At 72.7% G+C, this 17657-nt stretch carries 10 protein-coding genes; 7 read left to right on the plus strand and 3 right to left on the minus strand.

Annotation, left to right across the window (positions count from 1 at the left end):
* The first annotated feature begins 38 nt into the window (after positions 1–38).
* Positions 39–1496: a phospholipase D-like domain-containing protein gene (locus EXE59_RS16200; RefSeq protein ID WP_168218553.1), complete on the plus strand. Its 1458-nt coding sequence runs from the start codon at positions 39–41 to the stop codon at positions 1494–1496.
* Here EXE59_RS16200 and EXE59_RS16205 read toward each other — a convergent pair.
* A complete protein-coding gene (locus tag EXE59_RS16205) occupies positions 1478–2680 on the minus strand; it encodes an endonuclease/exonuclease/phosphatase family protein (RefSeq protein ID WP_135839825.1) in 1203 nt (400 codons plus the stop codon). The two genes, EXE59_RS16200 and EXE59_RS16205, sit on opposite strands and share 19 nt — an antisense overlap.
* Positions 2681–2763: 83 nt before the next feature.
* A complete protein-coding gene (locus EXE59_RS16210) occupies positions 2764–3561 on the minus strand; it encodes a SigB/SigF/SigG family RNA polymerase sigma factor (RefSeq protein WP_246056833.1) in 798 nt (265 codons plus the stop codon).
* A gap of 244 nt (positions 3562–3805) precedes the next feature.
* Here EXE59_RS16210 and EXE59_RS16215 point away from each other — a divergent pair, with 244 nt between their 5' ends.
* The 6 genes from EXE59_RS16215 to EXE59_RS16240 all read left to right on the plus strand — a co-directional run bounded on the left by EXE59_RS16215 (position 3806) and on the right by EXE59_RS16240 (position 15942).
* Positions 3806–4006 (plus strand): hypothetical protein, encoded by a 201-nt coding sequence (locus EXE59_RS16215; protein WP_135839826.1) that lies wholly within the window; start codon positions 3806–3808, stop codon positions 4004–4006.
* 91 nt (positions 4007–4097) lie between these two features.
* A complete protein-coding gene (locus EXE59_RS16220; RefSeq protein WP_135839827.1) occupies positions 4098–5597 on the plus strand; it encodes a DUF3375 domain-containing protein in 1500 nt (499 codons plus the stop codon).
* On the plus strand, positions 5594–6397 hold the full coding sequence (locus EXE59_RS16225; RefSeq protein WP_135839828.1) for a DUF4194 domain-containing protein: 804 nt from the start codon (positions 5594–5596) through the stop codon (positions 6395–6397). Before EXE59_RS16220 ends, EXE59_RS16225 begins: the two co-directional genes overlap by 4 nt.
* Positions 6398–6399: 2 nt before the next feature.
* Entirely contained in the window at positions 6400–9888 is a 3489-nt protein-coding gene (locus tag EXE59_RS16230; RefSeq protein ID WP_135839829.1) for an ATP-binding protein, read from the plus strand.
* 26 nt (positions 9889–9914) lie between these two features.
* The gene (locus EXE59_RS16235) at positions 9915–15491 is read left to right on the plus strand and encodes an ATP-binding protein (protein ID WP_281280324.1); all 5577 of its coding nucleotides are present in this window, start codon (positions 9915–9917) and stop codon (positions 15489–15491) included.
* A gap of 67 nt (positions 15492–15558) precedes the next feature.
* Positions 15559–15942 (plus strand): response regulator transcription factor, encoded by a 384-nt coding sequence (locus tag EXE59_RS16240; protein WP_135839831.1) that lies wholly within the window; start codon positions 15559–15561, stop codon positions 15940–15942.
* A 34-nt stretch (positions 15943–15976) separates the two neighbouring features.
* Here EXE59_RS16240 and EXE59_RS16245 read toward each other — a convergent pair whose 3' ends face one another.
* Positions 15977–17620 (minus strand): ABC-F family ATP-binding cassette domain-containing protein, encoded by a 1644-nt coding sequence (locus EXE59_RS16245; protein WP_135839832.1) that lies wholly within the window; start codon positions 17618–17620, stop codon positions 15977–15979.
* Positions 17621–17657: the final 37 nt, after the last annotated feature.

Consider the following 17657-nt stretch of genomic DNA (forward strand, 5'->3'; position numbering starts at 1 on the left):
CTATGCTGACACGGCTCATCTCGCAAGGGGGACTGGTCGTGACGAAGTTGTCGGTGCTCGTGGGGAGCATCTGCCTGGTGCTGTCGACGCTGGGCGGTGCCGCGCCCGGAGCGGTCGCGGCGCAGCCCGGCACCGCCGCCGCGAAGCCCGGCATCGCCGGCGAGAAGCCGGGGACGTCGAAGAAGTGGAAGGCGCCCAGCGGACCGTTCTTCAACGACCCGCACCGCGCGAAGGGCCACTTCCGCATCGAGCGCAAGGTCATCGACACCATCGATCGCACCCGCAAGGGCTCCACCATCCGGATCGCGATCTACTCCCTGGACCGCCTCAACGTGGCGCGGGCCCTCGTGGCCGCCCACCGTCGTGGCGTCAGGGTGCAGATGCTCCTCAACGACCACTGGGAGAACGCGGCCGTGCGGACCCTCCGCGCCGAGGTCGGCAAGAACCCGCGGCGCAACAGCTTCGTCTACAAGTGCCGCCAGAGCTGTCGCGGCGCGGCCAACGAGTTCAACAACCTGCACTCGAAGTTCTACCTCTTCAGCCAGGCAGGGCGGTCGAAGGACGTGGTGGCGGTCGGCTCGGCCAACATGACGCGCAACGCCGCGATCCACCAGTGGAACGACCTCTACTTCACCGACGGTGACCACGAGCTGTTCCGCCAGTTCGTCGGGCTGTTCAACGACATGCGCAAGGACCACGACACCCGCCAGGAACCGATCGCGTTCTGCGGCGTCGCGCTCACCGGCGTCTGCGACGACTCGGTCGACAAGCACACGGCGGTCGCGTTCCCGCGGGTCTCGAGGCCGAAGGACGACCTGGTGGTCCACCTGCTCGACCGAGTCCGGTGCCTGACTCCCGACCCCGGGACCGGCAAGGTGAAGCGCACCCGCCTGGCCCTGTCGATGCACACCATGCGCGGCGCCCGCGGCGACTACCTCGCCGAGGCCATCCGGCAGAAATGGGTTCAGGGCTGCGACGTGCGGGTGACCTACGGCCTCATCGGCTACCACACGAAGGGCGTCATCGCCGCTCCGACCAAGCGCGGTCGCATCCCGCTCCGCTCGACAGGCATGGACTACAACCTCGACGACAACTTCGACCTCAACAACGACGGCGTCGACGACCTCATCCTCGACTACTACAGCCACCAGAAGTACCTGGTCGTCCAAGGCACCTACAACGGCGTGCCGGACTCGTCGATGGTGCTCACCGGCTCGGTCAACTGGTCGAGCCTCAGCACGGCCAACGACGAGGTGTGGTTCACCGTGCGCGGGGCCGTCGTGGCGAAGAAGTACCTGACGAACTTCAACTACCAGTGGGACCACGCCCGCAACTCGCGCAACGCCTACACCACGTCGTACGCCAACTTCCGGGTCCGCCGCACGGTGACCGACCCGGACGGGACGACCCGTACGGTCTGGCGGACCGTGCGGCGTCCCGTCACCACCGTCGAGCGCGACCCCTACCTGAAGGGCCCCTACTGGGAGGACGACTGAGGTCCACCCGCGTCCGCTCCGCGTCGAGCGGGGAACACCAGGCGCGCCACCACGCCGGCGTGGTCCGAGGGCCACAGTCCCGACGCGGTCATGTCGGCCGGCTCGTCGCCGACGATGTGGGCGCGGGCGGCCTTGACGTCCCGGCTGTGCAGGACCAGGTCGATCCGTGAGGTGAGTGGGTTGTCCGGGTCGGTGAGGGTCGCGCCGAGGCAGCAGGTGAACCCGGGGTCGCCGGGGTGGGTCCGCGGCCACGCGTCGGCGCCCACGCCGGCCAGCAGCTGCGAGTACGCCGGGGCGTCGGGGGCACGTGAGTTGTAGTCGCCGACGTAGACCATCGGCAGCTCGCCGATCCGGGACGCCAGGTCCGCCTGCGCGGCGAGGAGCTCGCGCGCCTGGGCGACCCGGAGCTGCTCGGCATCGAGGCCGGGGAGGCCGAAGGCCTCGAGGTGGGAGTTGACGAACCGGAACGACGCCTTGCCGACGCCGACGTCCGCCGAGCCCCAGCCGCGGGCGACCGGCAGCAGCGCCCCGCCGACGGGGAAGCGGATGATCACCTGGAACGTCCCGGTGCGGGCGTTCGTGGTGCGCACGTCGTCGCGGGCGATGATCACGTCACGGTCGGCCAGTCGCACCGCACGGGTCGGGAATGTGGCCGAGGGGCTGGCCAGGACCGGGATGGGCGGCGAGGAGAAGTTGTGTGCGGTGGCGCCGGCGACCTCGCGGTAGTCGGCACCACGCTCGGCCAGTGCGTCGAGCAGCAGGTCGAGGAAGTCGTACGCCACGGTCGGGTCGCTCGCCACGCCGGTCGCGGGGTCGTAGGCGAACGTGGTCCAGGTCGTGACCTCCTGGAGGCCGACCACGGCCGGGGCGGCCGCGACGATCTCGTCGGCCATCGCGGCCATCCGCTCGGCCGGACGCGTCGCCTGGACCGCTGCCCAGGTCTGGGTGGCGGCGCCCACGATCGCAGCGCTGTTGCCGGAGCCGAGCGCCGCCAGGACCGGTCCGAGCTCGGCGCCGAGGTAGAGGTTGCGCGTCATCACCGTGGCCGTACGCGCCGGGGTGCCGGCCGCCCCGGCGCCGGGAGGCCCCGCATGGACGCTGGTGCCGGACGCCAGGGCGGTGCCCAGGGCGAGGGCGGAGGCGAGGAGGCCGATCAGGACGTGGTGGCGGCGCGGTCCGGTCATCCTCGGACCGTGGCACCACGGTGGGCGGCGGACAAGCCCCATTTCGGGGGCAACGGTGAGACGTTCCCGCCCGGGTGCGAGGGTCAGGCGGCGGGGACCGGCTCGGACAGGCCCGCCCGCAGTCGGGCGAGGACGCGCGTCAGGATGCGGGAGACCTGCGCCTGCGTGAGCCCGACGAGCTCGGCGATCTCCTGCTGCGTGTGCTCGTCGACGAAGCGCCACTGGAGGATGCGCTGCTCGCGCTCGGAGAGAGTGCTGACGGCGGTGCCCAGCACCAGCCTGGCCTCCACGGAGGCCAGGGCGGTGTCGTCCCAGCCCAGCAGGTCGGCGATCGTGTCCGTGCCGTTGCCCGTGGGGCTGTCGATGGAGGTCGGCCGGAAGCAACCCGAGGCGGCGAGCGCCTCGATGACGTCGTCGAGGTCGGCCTCGAGGTGGGCGGCGACCTCGGTGGCGCGTGGCGAGCGTCCCAGGTGCGCCTCGAGGACGGGCTGGGCGCGCTGGATGCGCGCCTGCAGGTCCTGCACCCGGCGGGGCACGCGGATCATCCAGCCCGCGTCGCGGAAGTGGCGGCGCAGCTCGCCGCGGATGGTCGGGACGGCGTAGGACAGGAAGTCGTGCCCGGCGGAGGCGTCGAAGCGCTGGGCCGCCTTGGTGAGGCCGACGAGGGCGACCTGCTGGAGGTCCTCGAGGTCGATGCCGCGGTTGCGGTAGCGGGCGGCCATGGAGCGGGCCATCGCGAGGTTGGCCTCGATCAGCTCGTCGACCGGCCGCTGTCGCTCGCCCGCGGAGCTCGTGTCGCGCAACCCGGCGACGACGCTGGTCGTACGCGTGGCGCGTGCCTGGCTGCGGAGGGGAGTCGGGGGCATCGCGAGCGTTGTCACGAGGTCTCCTTCGGGGGGTGTGGGTCGATGGTCGCTGCGCCGTTGGGTGCGCACGACGATCCTGACCGGGGGCCGACCGTCCCGACAGCCGAAAAGCGAAGACCTTGGACAAACCATGGACAGACGGTCCGTCGGGTAAAGGTTGACGAAAGGTTGACGACAACCTCCGTGGTCTCGTCCGGTGCTGGGGCATCCTTGTCCGCAGCGAGGGGCGTGGGGCCCCTGGCGACACAGGGGAGACATCATGAACGACGAGGTACGGGACCACCTGACAGCAGCGGGGCAGCGCATCGTGCTCGCGGACGTGCTGCGACAGGACGCGCTCACCGACGTACGTGCACTGCTGAACGGGGGCGGCGCGGACATGTCGATCGCCGACGCCGCCCGGTGGACGGCGCTCCCGGAGCCGGAGCTGCGGCGGCTGCTCGACGAGACGCCGGGCTGAACCGGCTGGGCCACCCGGCTCCACGTGCTGTCCGAGCCCTTTGCCATGCTTGCGCACCGACCACAGGCAGGCAGGAAGCGGGGACCGGACGTTGAGCGGGATCGCAGGCGAGCTCGCGCGCGTCAAGGGAGCCTTCGCGCAACCCACGCTGACCCTCCTGCACCAGCGCCAGGCGCCCGTGGTGATCACGATCTTCCGCACCGCGTTCGGTCGCAGCAACAACCCGATCCCCACCGCCCGGCTGCACACGCAGGTCGAGGAGCACCTCGCCGCGATGCGGGTGGCGGGGGAGCAGGACGTCCCGACCGGCAGCGGCCGGGAGATCTGCCAGCGCTGGATGCGCGGGCAGTGGTTGGTGCGCTCGCTCGACGATGCGGGCCACGAGGTCTACGCGCTGACCTCGCACGCCCAGCAGGCACTCGAGCTGGTGAAGAACCTGGCGCGTGACCGGGCCACGCTCAGCGAGCACCGGGTCGCGACCATCCTCGGCACGGTCCGGCGCTTCAACTCCGAGGCGAACCCGGACCGTACGGCGCGCGTCTCGATCCTCAACGCGGAGATCGCGCGACTCCGAGCTGAGCGCGACCGCCTGGTCGACGGCGGGGACCTGGCCGGGGCCACCGAGGACTACATGCTCGAGGGGTTCACCGAGCTGCTCTCCCTGATCTCCGCGCTGCCGAGCGACTTCGCCCGGGTCGAGGAGCGCTTCGCGACGATCCGCTCGGAGATCTTGTCGGCGTTCCGGGCCGAGGACCGGCCGGCCGGCGAGGTGATCGACGACTACCTCGCCCGCGCCGACGCCCTGATGACCGCGACCCACGAGGGTCGTGCCTTCGAGGGGGCGTTCGCGCTGCTGCGCGACGACGCCCTGGTGACGCAGCTGCGGGAGGACCTGACCGCCCTGCTCGAGCACCCGCTGTCCGACCGGATCCTCAGCGACGCCGACCGCGCCGAGCTGCGCGGCACGGTGCGGCTGGTGCGCGACGGCCTCGACCGGGTCCTCGCGCAGCGCTCCCGGGTGACCGCCACCCTCAAGGAGTACATCGTCTCCCACGACGCGGCCCGCGACCGCGAGCTCGAGCAGACCCTGCGCCAGGTGGAGGCCGAGCTGATGACCTGGATGGCGACCACCGGCCCGCGCGCCACCCACGACGTCGCGCTCCTGCCCGCACGAGCTGGCGTCGAGCACCTCCGCGAGCGCTTCCACGACCCCGCGGACGACGTCCTCCCCGACCGCATCAGCACGCCGGACCCGGCTCTCGCGCCCCCGGTCTCGCTCGAGGAGCTCGTGGCGCAGGGCGGACCCCGGCTGGCGACGCTGCGCGAGCGCCTCGACGCCGCGACCACCTCGCTGCTCCCGGTGGCCTCCCTCGGCGCCCTGTTCGACGACCTGGAGCCGTCCCTGCGTCGTCCGGTCGAGATCTTCGGCCTCCTGCACCTCGCCGCCGACCGGGCCTGGCCCTCCGAGGAGGCCGTGGAGCCCTTCGCGGCCGTACGCCCCGACGGCAGCCAGCGGACCTTCGCCGTGCCCCGCACCCCCCTGCCCGACCCCGACCGGCCGACCCCGCACGAGACGGAGGAGCGCGCATGAGCGTCCACACCCACCCGGAGACGGAGACCGGGACGGGGATCGACCCGGAGACCGACCGGGAGCTCGCGCCGGAGGTCGACACGGAGGTCGACGACGAGGTGCTCCACGACTCGGTGTCCCTCTTCGAGGGCGACGAGGGCGGCCTCGAGTACGCCCAGCGGCGCGCCCTCGTGACGCTGCTCAAGCAGCGCTTCATCAGCGCACGCACCCACCCGCGGGACTGGACCGTGCTCGTCGAGCACGAGCGCTTGCTCCGCTCGCGGCTCAACGACCTCTTCCTCGACCTGCAGGTGGACCGCGCCCGTGAGGTCGCGTGGAAGCGGCAGGCGACCTCCGAGACGGGGAGCCGCTTCCCCACCATGCTCTACGACGCCGCGTGGTCGCGCGAGGAGACGCTGGTGCTGGTCCACCTGCGCGACCGGCTCCGCGCCGGCCTCGCGAGCGGCGACCTGCGCGTGTTCGTCGACCGCGAGGACGTCGTCGGCTACGTCGCGAGCTTCCGCCCCGCGCACGCCACGGATGTCGCCGGCGACGACAAGCGGGCACGCAACGCGGTCGCCAGCGTCGTGAAGTCCGGGCTGCTGATCCCGACCGCCACCGATGAGCGGTTCGAGATCAGCGAGGCGGTGGAGCCGTTGATCCCGCTGGAGCTCCTGCAGGACCTCCTGGCGGCGCTGGTCGCGGCCAACAGCAACGAGGTCCCTGCGGCCGACGACCCGGACGACCTGTTCGACGACGTCCCGGACGCGGCCGGAAGCACAACCGGAACCACAGCGGGCACGACAGCAGGGGAGCAGTGAGCATGTCCATCGACGAGATCGAGCAGCCGGTGGTCGACGGGCTCTTCGACCGCAAGGACGTCGCCACGCCCGCCGACGACACCATGCAGTGGCGGGCAGCCCTGCTCCAGATGGTCAACTGGGGAGGCTTCGACGGGCTCACCGTCGTGCCGCTGCGCGGCGACGCGACGATGATCTCCGGCGCGTCCGGCGTCGGCAAGAGCACCATCCTCGACGCCTACACGGCGCTGATGATGCCGTCCGACACGAAGTTCAACGGCGCGTCCAACGACGCCGTCGCGGGCCGCGCCCGTGGCGTCGGCCAGCGCAACCTCCTGTCCTACCTGCGCGGCGCGGTCGACGTGGTCGACGACCCCCGCACGGGTCGGCCGGTCGAGAAGCTGCTCCGCGGCAAGGGCGGCGACACCTGGGGCGCCATCGCGATGACGTTCGTCAACGACCAGGGCGGTCGCTTCACGGCGCTGCGCACCTACTACGTCCCCCGGCGCGCGACCCGGTCCGGCGACGTCCAGATGCAGCTGGCCACCCAGGACGGCGCGCTGCCGCTCGACTCGCTCGAGGTCGCCGTGCCCGAGCGCTTCCACGCCACCACCCTGAAGAAGCTCTTCCCCGGCATCCGGGTGCACCGCACGTACGCCGAGCTCGCCGCCGTCCTGCACGCGCGGCTCGGCATCGGCGCCAACGGCGACGGCGCGAAGGCCCTGCGGCTGCTCGCCCGGATCCAGGCGGGCAACCAGGTCCGCAGCGTGGACGAGCTCTACAAGGACATGGTCCTCGAGCGGCCCTCCACCTTCGCGGCCGCGGACCGGGCCATCGAGCACTTCGACGACCTCGACACGGCCCACTCCGCCATGCGCACCGAGGAGCAGAAGCTCGAGCTGCTGGCGCCGATCGCCGACCTCCACGACCGCAAGGTCGAGGCCACTCGGCGGCTCGCGGAGCTCGACTCCTACGGGGTGACCGCGTCCGGCGACACCCCGCTCCGGCTGTGGCTGCTGCGCACGCACCTCCGGTTGATCGAGGCCGCGGTCGTCACCAACCGGGCCGCGCGCGCCGCGACCGCCGACGAGCTCGGCGCGACGACCTCGGCGGAGCAGACCCACCTGTCCGACCTCGAGGGCACCAAGGAGTCGCACCGCGCGGCCGGAGGGTCCACGCTCCAGTCGCTCGCCCTGTCGCTCGAGCAGGAGCAGGTCGTCCGCGAGGACCGGCTCGCCCGACGCTCGGTCCTGCAGGAGCGCCTGCTGCCGCTCATCGACGCCACGGACGCCCAGGCGCCGGACGTCGAGTCGGCATTGCTGTCGAGCGAGGCGTACGCCGTGCTGCAGCTGCACGCGCAGCAGTGGCTCGCCGGCTGGCAGCGCGAGCAGGAGCGGAACCGCCGCGAGCGCGACGCGGTGCTGCGCAGCCAGTTCCCGCTCAGCGAGCGGCAGGCCGAGCTGCGCCGCGAGCGTGCGTCGCTCGAGCACCGGGCCGGGCGGATGCCGGCGCGCATGCACGAGCTGCGCGCCGAGGTCGCCCGGGCGAGCGGGATCGGCGAGGACGAGCTGCCCTTCGTCGCCGAGCTCATCGACGTGGCACCCGAGGAGGCGCGGTGGCGCACCGCGATCGAGACGGTCCTCGGCGCCAGCGCCAGGATGCTGCTCGTGCCCCTCGACCGGCTGGAGGCCTTCTCGTCGGCGATCGACGGGCTCCGGCTGCGCGGCCGCCTCGTGTTCGAGGGGGTCGAGCTCGACCTGCCCGATCTCGGCCCGGCCGACCCCGAGCGGGTCGCCGGCAAGCTGGTCTTCCAGGACTCGCCGTTCTCCGGCTGGGTCCAGGCCCATGTCGGGGAGCCCTCGCGCAACGCCCTCTGCGTCGAGGACGCGGACGGCCTCGCCGGCCCGGGGTTCCGGGTCACCCTCGCGGGCCAGACCCGCAACGGGCGTCGTGGCACCCACGGGCGCAACGACGCCCGCAGCATCATCGGCTTCTCCAGCACGGACGCGATCGCCGACGTCGACGCCGAGCTGGCCGACCTCGAGGAGCGACTGGACCGGGTCGGGGCCGAGCTCGTGCAGCTCGACCAGCGGTCGCGGGTGCTGGAGCAGCAGCGCGCGTCCTACGACGCCGTCGCCACCGCGCGGTTCGACGACCTCGACGTCGACGGCAGCGACCGCCGGATCGCCGACCTCGAGCGCCGCCGGGCCGAGATCCTCGGGTCCGACGACGGCCTGCAGGCGCTGGACGCACAGATCGCCGAGCTCTCCGCGCGGCTGGAGGAGACGCGGCGCACCCGCTACGCCCTCGAGCAGCGGCAACGCGAGCTCAACGCGGAGCACGCCGAGCTCGTCGACGCCGAGGACGACGTCAAGGACCGGCTGCAGGCGATCGAGGAGGCCGGCACGGTCGTGCTGGAGCCCGAGCAGGACGACGCACTGGCCGCCGACTTCGCGGCCGCTGCGGCGCCGGCGGACCCCGACGACCTCGCACGGTTCGCCGAGACGTCCCACCGCCTCGCCCAGCGGCTCCGCGACGCGGTCGCCGACGCCGAGGCGGAGGTCCGACGCGTCGACGACGACCTGGTGCAGGTGTTCCGGGTCTACAAGCTGCAGTGGGACTCCCCGAACCTCGGCACCACCGCGGAGTCCTACCCGGACTACGCCCGCATCCTCGACGACATCCGCGGGGAGGGCCTCGCGGCGCGACGCTCCGAGTGGCGGCGCCGGCTCACGGAGTGGAGCGGCCAGGACCTGGTACCCCTCGTCGGCGCCATGGCCGCCTCCGTCGAGGAGATCGAGGACCGGCTCGAGCCGATCAACGCCATCCTGCGTCGTCTCGAGTTCGGCGCGTCGGGGGACCGGCTCCGGATCCGGCTCCGCCGCCTGGCGCCGGCCCAGGTCCAGACCTTCATGAAGGACCTCCGCGCGGTCTCGTCGGGCTCCACGAACGACCTGGGCGAGGAGGCCCTCGAGCAGCGCTTCGCCGACCTGAGCAGGTTCATGCAGCAGCTGCGCAGGCCCAGCCAGGTCGGTGAGGCCACCGCGTCGCTCACCGACCGCGAACGGCTGCTCGACGTACGCCGCCACGTCGAGATCAGCGCCGAGCGCTACGACCACACCACCGGCGAGCTGCGCGCCACCTACCGCACGCTCGGGGAGAAGAGCGGTGGCGAGAGCCAGGAGCTGGTGGCGTTCATCGTCGGCTCCGCGCTGCGCTTCCGCCTCGGCGACGAGATGCGGTCGCGTCCCCGGTTCGCCCCGGTGTTCCTCGACGAGGGGTTCGTCAAGGCCGACTCCGAGTTCGCCGGTCGTGCCGTCCAGGCGTGGCGCGGCCTCGGCTTCCAGCTCATCGTGGGCGTCCCGCTCGACAAGGTCACCGGCCTCGAGCCGCACATGGACGAGCTGCTCGCCATCACCAAGAACAGCACGACCCACCAGTCGTGGATCACGCCGATCACCGACGCCGGTGCGTCGTCGACACGCGTCCGTGGTGATGTGACTTCACGGTAGGGGTGTCCGCCTGACAGTCTCGGCTCGTGTCCTCTGAGTCGCGGTCCTCCAGTCGTGTCCGGTTCTCCCGCATCGCGGTCGTCAACCGGGGGGAGGCAGCCATGCGCCTCATCCATGCGGTCAGGGACCACAACGCCGAGCAGGCCGGTGCCCCGATCGAGGTCGTGGCGCTCCACACCGACGCGGAGCACGCCGCGATGTTCGTGCGCGAGGCCGACGTGGCGTACTCCCTGGGTCCTGCCGCGGCCCGTCCCTACCTCGACCTGGCCGTGCTGGAGCGGGCGCTCGTGGAGACCGGTGCCGACGCGGCGTGGGTGGGCTGGGGCTTCGTGGCCGAGGACCCCGCCTTCGTCGACCTCTGCGACCGCCTCGGCGTCACGTTCATCGGCCCGAGCTCGGAGGCCATGCGCACCCTGGGCGACAAGATCGGCTCGAAGCTGATCGCCGAGGAGGTCGGCGTCCCCGTCGCGCCCTGGAGCCGTGGCGGCGTCGACACCCTCGAGGACGCGTTGGCGGCCGCCGAGCGGGTGGGCTATCCCTTGATGCTCAAGGCGACCGCGGGCGGAGGCGGTCGGGGCATCCGGATGGTGGCCGCGCCGGCCGACCTCGAGGACGCCTACCAGCGCACCCGCGACGAGGCCGAGCGGGCCTTCGGCAGCGGCGTGGTCTTCCTCGAGAAGCTCGTGACCGGGGCCCGGCACGTCGAGGTGCAGGTGATCGCCGACAGCCACGGCCACGCCTGGGCGCTCGGGGTGCGCGACTGCTCGGTCCAGCGTCGCAACCAGAAGGTCATCGAGGAGTCCGCGTCCCCGCTGCTCGACCGCGAGCAGACCGAGGAGCTGAAGGCCTCCGCCGAGCGGCTCGCGCTCGCCGTGGGCTACGTCGGCGCCGCCACGGTCGAGTTCCTCTACCACCCCGGCGAGCGGACCTTCGCCTTCCTCGAGGTCAACACGCGCCTGCAGGTCGAGCACCCCATCACCGAGGCCACCACCGGGATCGACCTGGTCCGGGCCCAGCTGCTCGTCGCGTCCGGGGGAGTGCTCGAGGGGGACAAGCCGGGCGAGGTCGGGCACGCGGTCGAGGCGCGGCTCAACGCCGAGGACCCCGACCGCGACTTCGCCCCCTCCCCGGGCCGCATCGCGCTGCTCGACCTGCCCGCCGGCCCCGGCGTGCGGGTCGACACCGGGGTCGGCACCGGCGACTCGATCCCCGCCGACTTCGACTCGATGATCGCCAAGATCATCGCCGTCGGCTCGACCCGGCAGGAGGCGCTCGCACGGCTGCGCAGGGCCGTCGCGGAGACGACGGTCGTGATCGAGGGCGGCGCCACGAACAAGAGCTTCATCCTCGACCTGCTCGCCCAGCCCGAGGTGACCGACGGCGGCGGGACCGGCTGGGCGGACACCGGCTGGATCGACCGGGTACGCGGCGAGGGCCGCCTCCACTCCCACCGGCACTCCGGGGTCGCCCTGGTCGCCGCCGCGATCCACGCGTACGAGGACGAGGAGCGCCTCGAGATCGAGCACCTCCTCGAGACGTCCCGAGGGGGCCGGCCCAACGTCCAGCACGAGGTGGGCCGCGGCGTCGACCTCAAGCTGCGCGGGACCACCTACAAGGTGACGGCGCTGCGCACCGGGCCGCACCGCTTCCGCGTGGCCGTCGCCGCCGGCGAGGGTGCCGACGCGACTGTGGTCGACGCCCAGGTCGCGCGGATCGACGAGTTCCACAGCACGCTCACCGTCAACGGCCAGCGGTTCCGGCTGGTCACCGCCACCCACGGACCCGTCCAGCTGGTCGAGGTGGACGGGGTCACCCACCGGGTGACCCGCGACGAGGGCGGCATGCTCAGGTCGCCGGCGCCCGCACTGGTCGTCGCCACACCGGTCGCCGAGGGCGACCTGGTCGAGGCGGGGACCTCGGTCCTCGTCCTCGAGAGCATGAAGATGGAGACGGTGCTCCACGCGCCGTTCGCGGGACGGGTACGCGAGATCCTGGTCAAGACAGGCAGCCAGGTCGAGAACGGCGCTCCGCTGCTGCGCATCGAGCCCGTCGCCGACGCCGCCGAGACCGCCGCCGACGATGCGGCGGGCTCCGGACCGGACCTCGAGCTGCCCGAGGCGGCGACCGAGGTCGCCCCGGACGCGCGGGCGGCCCGAGGACTCGCCGACCTGCGCGCCATCATGCTCGGCTACGACACCGACCCGGCCACCGAGCGACGCACCCTCACGCGCTACCTCGGCGACCGCGAGGAGGCCCTGGCCGCGGGCCACGACGTGCTGGCCGGGGAGCTCGAGCTGCTGCGGATGTTCGCCGAGCTCGCGGAGCTGAGTCGCAACCGGCCGGGCGGCGAGGAGGAGCACACGGAGCTGCGCGTGCACAGCTCGCGCGAGCACTTCCACACCTACCTGCAGAGCCTCGACCTCGAGCGCCACGGCCTCGGCCCGCACTTCGGCGTACGCCTGGGCGCCGTGCTGGCGCGCTACGGCGTCACCGACCTGGACCGGACCCCGGAGCTCGAGGAGGCGGTCTTCCGCATCTACCTGGCCCAGCGGCGCTCGGCTGCCGACGTCCAGCTCGTCACCAGCCTCCTGCAGGGCTGGATCGCCGGTCCGCCACCGGCCGGGGTCGACGCCGACGTCGTGCGCTCGCTCCTCGAGCGCCTGGTGCGCGCCACCCAGCTGCGGTTCCCGATCGTCGGCGACCTGGCGCGCAGCCTCCGCTTCCGCTGGTTCGACCAGCCCGCTGTCGACGAGGAGCGCTCCAGCGTCCTGGCCGGCGTGCGGGGTGAGCTCGTCGAGCTGTCCGACGACGATGCCCCGGACCGGGCCCGGCGGATCGAGGCGCTGGCGGCGATCCCCGAGCAGATCGTCCGGTTCCTCGCCGAGCGCCTGGCCGGCGGGATCCCGTCCCGGGAGCCGATGCTCGAGGTGCTCGTGCGTCGCCACTACCGCGAGCACGAGCTGCACGACCTCCGGGTCCTCGACGTCGACGGCCGTCCGTTCGCCGTGGCCGACTACGTCCTCGATGTCGACCGTCCCACCCGGCTCGTGACCACGGTGGGGACGATCGACGAGCTCGGCGAGACCGACGGTGCTCTGGTCCGGGCGATCGGCGAGCAGGTCGCGGCGCGCCCGGCCGGCTCCGAGGCCGTCGTCGACCTCTACCTGTCGTGGCCGGGGGAGGAGCTCACCGCGGAGGAGACCAGCGACCGGCTGGGTGCGCTCGTCGGCGAGACCGCCTTCGCCGGCGACATCCGGCGCATCGTCGTCGCGGTGACCCGCGGCGGGGAGCGCCCGGTCGACTACGTCACCCTCCGGCCCGTCGCCGACCAGACCCCGACGGCGATGGCCGAGGACCGCCTGGTCCGCGGCATCCACCCGATGGTCGGTCGTCGCCTCAACCTGTGGCGGCTGCGGCAGTTCGACGTCGTACGGCTCGAGGCGCCCGAGGACGTGCTGCTCTACCACTGCACGGCCCCCGACAACCCGGCCGACCAGCGTCTCGTGGCCCTCGCCCAGGTGCGGCAGGTGGCGGTCGTGCGCGACGAGACCGGCGCCGTGGTGGCGCTGCCGCACGCGGAGCGCGCGGTGGAGAACTGCCTCGAGGCGATCCGCCGCGCCCGCACCGAGCGGCCCGACGGCGCGAAGCTCGACCTCAACCAGGTCTGGGTCCACGTGTGGCCCGTCGTCGACGCCGACGTCGACCAGCTCAGCACCCTGCGTGACAAGATCACCCCGCTGACGGAGGGCGCCAGCATCGAGGAGGTCCAGGCCCACGGTCGGGTGCCCGGCCCGGACGGTACGCCGCAGCAGATCGTGGTGCGGTTCCGGGCCCGGGTCGGCGGGGGAGCCGACACCACCATCGACGTCCCCCCCACGGAGCCGCTGCAGCCGCTCGACGACTACGCCTCCAAGGTGCTGCGGGCCAAGCGGCGCGGCCTGGTCTACCCCTACGAGCTCGAGACCCTCCTGGCCGGACCGGGCGGCACCGTCGTCGAGCACGACCTCGACGACTCCGGCGCGCTGGTGCCCGTCCAGCGCCCCCGCGGGCTCAACAAGGCGGCGCTGCTCGTCGCGGTGGTCACGACACCGACCGACCTGCACCCCGAGGGCGTCACCCGCGTCGTGCTGTGCGGCGACCCCACCAAGGCCCTGGGCGCCGTCTCCGAGCCGGAGTGCACCCGCATCATCGCGGCGATCGACCTCGCCGAGCGGATGCAGGTGCCGGTGGAGTGGTTCGCGTTGTCGGCCGGTGCCCGGATCTCGATGGACTCCGGCACCGAGAACATGGACTGGGTCGCGGCCGCGCTCAAGCGGATCGTGGAGTTCACCCAGGACGGTGGCGAGATCAACGTCGTGGTGGCCGGCATCAACGTCGGCGCGCAGCCCTACTGGAACGCCGAGGCGACGATGCTCATGCACACGCGCGGCATCCTCGTGATGACGCCCGACAGCGCCATGGTGCTCACCGGCAAGCAGTCGCTCGACTTCTCCGGCGGCGTGTCCGCGGAGGACAACTTCGGGATCGGCGGCTACGACCGGGTGATGGGACCCAACGGCCAGGCGCAGTACTGGGCGCCGCACCTGCCCGCGGCCCTCGACGTGCTCATGCAGCACTACGCCCACACCTACGTCGTGCCCGGCGAGGCCGGTCCCCGCCGCGCCCCGACCACGGACCCTACGGACCGCGACGTCACGTCGTACCCGCACAGCACGCCCGACAGCGACTTCACCACGGTCGGGGAGATCTTCTCCAGCACCCGCAACCCCGAGCGCAAGAAGGCCTTCGACATCCGCACGGTGATGCGGGCGGTGTCCGACGCGGACCACGCGACGTTGGAGCGGTGGGCCGGCATGGCCGACGCGGAGACGGCCGTGGTGATGGACGCGCACCTCGGCGGCTGGCCGGTCTGCCTGCTCGGCATCGAGTCGCGGCCCGTGCCGCGCCGCGGATTCCCTCCCACCGACGGGCCGGACACCTACACCGCGGGCACGCTCTTCCCGCGGTCGTCGAAGAAGGCGGCGCGGGCGATCAACGCCGCGAGCGGCAACCGCCCGCTGGTGGTGCTCGCCAACCTGTCCGGCTTCGACGGCTCGCCCGACTCGATGCGCAGCCTCCAGCTCGAGTACGGCGCCGAGATCGGCCGGGCGATCGTCAACTTCGACGGACCCATCGTCTTCTGCGTGATCTCGCGTTACCACGGCGGTGCGTTCGTGGTGTTCTCCAAGGCGCTCAACCCCGCCATGACGGTGCTGGCGGTCGAGGGCTCCTTCGCCTCGGTGATCGGCGGAGCCCCGGCCGCGGCGGTCGTGTTCTCCGCGGAGGTCGACAAGCGGGCCGCGGCGGACCCGCGCCACCAGGAGCTGGAGGCGCAGGTCGCGGCTGCCGAGGGCCCGGCGCGCGCCAGGCTGCTGCTCGAGCTGGCCGACCTCAGGACCACGCTGCGCGCCGAGAAGATCAGCGAGGTGGCGGCCGCGTTCGACGGGGTCCACAACATCCACCGCGCCGTCGAGGTCGGCTCGGTCGACGCGGTCATCCATCCGACCGAGCTGCGTCCACGGATCATCGCGGAGCTCGACCGCGGGATGGCGGCGCGCACCTGACCCGACCCCACACGCGGATGTCACCGTTTCGTGGGTATGACGTGGCTGCTCGTTGTATGTTCGGCGAGTGCCCGCCACTGTGCTGATCGTCGAGGACGAACCCGACCTCGTGCACGTCATGGGACTGGTCCTCACGCGGGCCGGCTTCGAGGTCCGCCAGGAGGGCGCGGGGCAGGCCGCCCGCACGCTCGTCCGGGAGGGCGGGTTCGACGCGGTGGTCATGGATCGCGGCCTGCCCGACATGGACGGCCTCGACGCCGTCCGCCTGCTGCGGTCCGACGGCTACCTCGGCCCGATCCTCGTCGTCAGCGGCTTCGCCGGCGACGAGCACGTCGCGGCCTCGCTGGACGCTGGAGCCGATGCGGTCCTCGCCAAGCCGTTCTCACTGGCCGACCTCGTCGACTGGGTGCGCCTCGCGCTCGACACGGTCACGGTCGCCGAGGCGGGCTGAGGCAGGGCGGCTCGCCACGGGGTGGCCGGTCGCGTCACGCGTGGCGGACCACGACCCGCCCGGCGTCGACCTCCCAGCGCTGGTCGAGTCGTACGTTCTCCAGGAGCCGGCGGTCGTGGGAGACCAGCAGCAGCGCGCCGTCGTACGACGCCAGGGCCTGCTCGAGCTGCTCGATGGCGGGCAGGTCGAGGTGGTTGGTGGGCTCGTCGAGGACCAGCAGGTTGACCCCGCGGGCCTGCAGGAGAGCCATCGCCGCGCGCGTGCGCTCACCGGGTGAGAGCCGGCCGACCGCGCTGGCGACCTGGTCAGCCCTGAGCCCGAACTTGGCGAGGAGCGTACGGACCTCGGCCCGGGTGAGCTCCGGGACGACGGCCTCGAAGGCGTCGCCGAGGGCGAGGCCGTCGTCGAGGCCGGTGCGAGCCTGGTCGATGACCCCCACGGCGACGGAGGCACCCAGCGACGCGGATCCGGTGTCGGGGGCGGTGTCGCCGAGCAGCAGCCGCAGCAGGGTCGTCTTGCCGGCCCCGTTGGGCCCGGTGATGCCGATCCGGTCGCCCGCCTCGACCTGCGCGGACACGGGGCCGAGCTCGAAGTCGCCGAGCCGGACGCTCGCCTCGTTGAGGGTGGCGACCACGGTGCTCGACCGCGGCGCGGCGGCGATGTCGAACTGGAGGACCCACTCCTTGCGGGGCTCCTCGACCTCCTCCAGGCGGGCGATCCGCGACTCCATCTGGCGGACCTTCTGGGCCTGCTTCTCCGACGACTCGGTCGCTGCCTTGCGGCGGATCTTGTCGTTGTCGGGGCTCTTCCTCATCGCGTTGCGTACGCCCTGCGAGCTCCACTCGCGCTGGGTGCGCGCGCGGGACACGAGGTCGGCGCGGGTGGAGGCGTACTGCTCGTAGGCCTCGCGCGCGTGCCGCCGGGCGACGGCGCGCTCCTCGAGGAAGGCGTCGTAGCCGCCGTCGTAGACGCTCACCTGGTTCTGCGCGAGGTCGAGCTCGACGATGCGTGTCACGCAGCGCGCCAGGAACTCGCGGTCGTGCGACACCAGCACGACGCCGCCGCGGAGGCCCTGGACGAAGGCCTCCAGCCGCGCGAGGCCGTCGAGGTCGAGGTCGTTGGTGGGCTCGTCGAGCAGCACGACGTCGAAGCGGCTCAGCAGCAGCGCGGCAAGCGCCACGCGAGCCGCCTGTCCGCCGGACAGCGAGGTCATCAGAGCGTCGGACCCGACGTCGAGGCCGAGGTCGTCGAGAGCAGGTGCGATCCGGTCGTCGAGGTCCGCCGCCCCGCTCGCCATCCACCGGTCGAACGCGACGGCGTACGCGTCGTCGGCCCCCGGGTTGCCCGAGCCCAGCCCGGCTGCCGCGGACTCCATCGCCGCGGTCGCAGCGGTGGCACCGGTGCGACGGGCGACGTACTTGGCGACGGTCTCGCCGGGCACCCGCTCGTGCTCCTGGGGGAGGAGACCCACGAAGGCGTCGCGCGGCGCGCAGGAAACCGACCCCGCCAGGGGTGTCGTCGCGCCGCCCAGCAGCGAGAGCAGCGTCGACTTGCCCGCACCGTTGGCGCCGACGACGCCGATCACGTCGCCCGGCGCGACGGTCAGGGAGAGCCCCTCGAACAGGACCCGGTGACCGTGTCCGCCGGACAGGTCCTTCGCGACGAGCGTGGCAGACACGCCCCGAGCCTATCGCTGCGGGTGCGCGGTGGGCGCA

This window comes from Nocardioides eburneiflavus (assembly GCF_004785795.1).
In the GTDB taxonomy this organism is placed as follows: domain Bacteria; phylum Actinomycetota; class Actinomycetes; order Propionibacteriales; family Nocardioidaceae; genus Nocardioides; species Nocardioides eburneiflavus.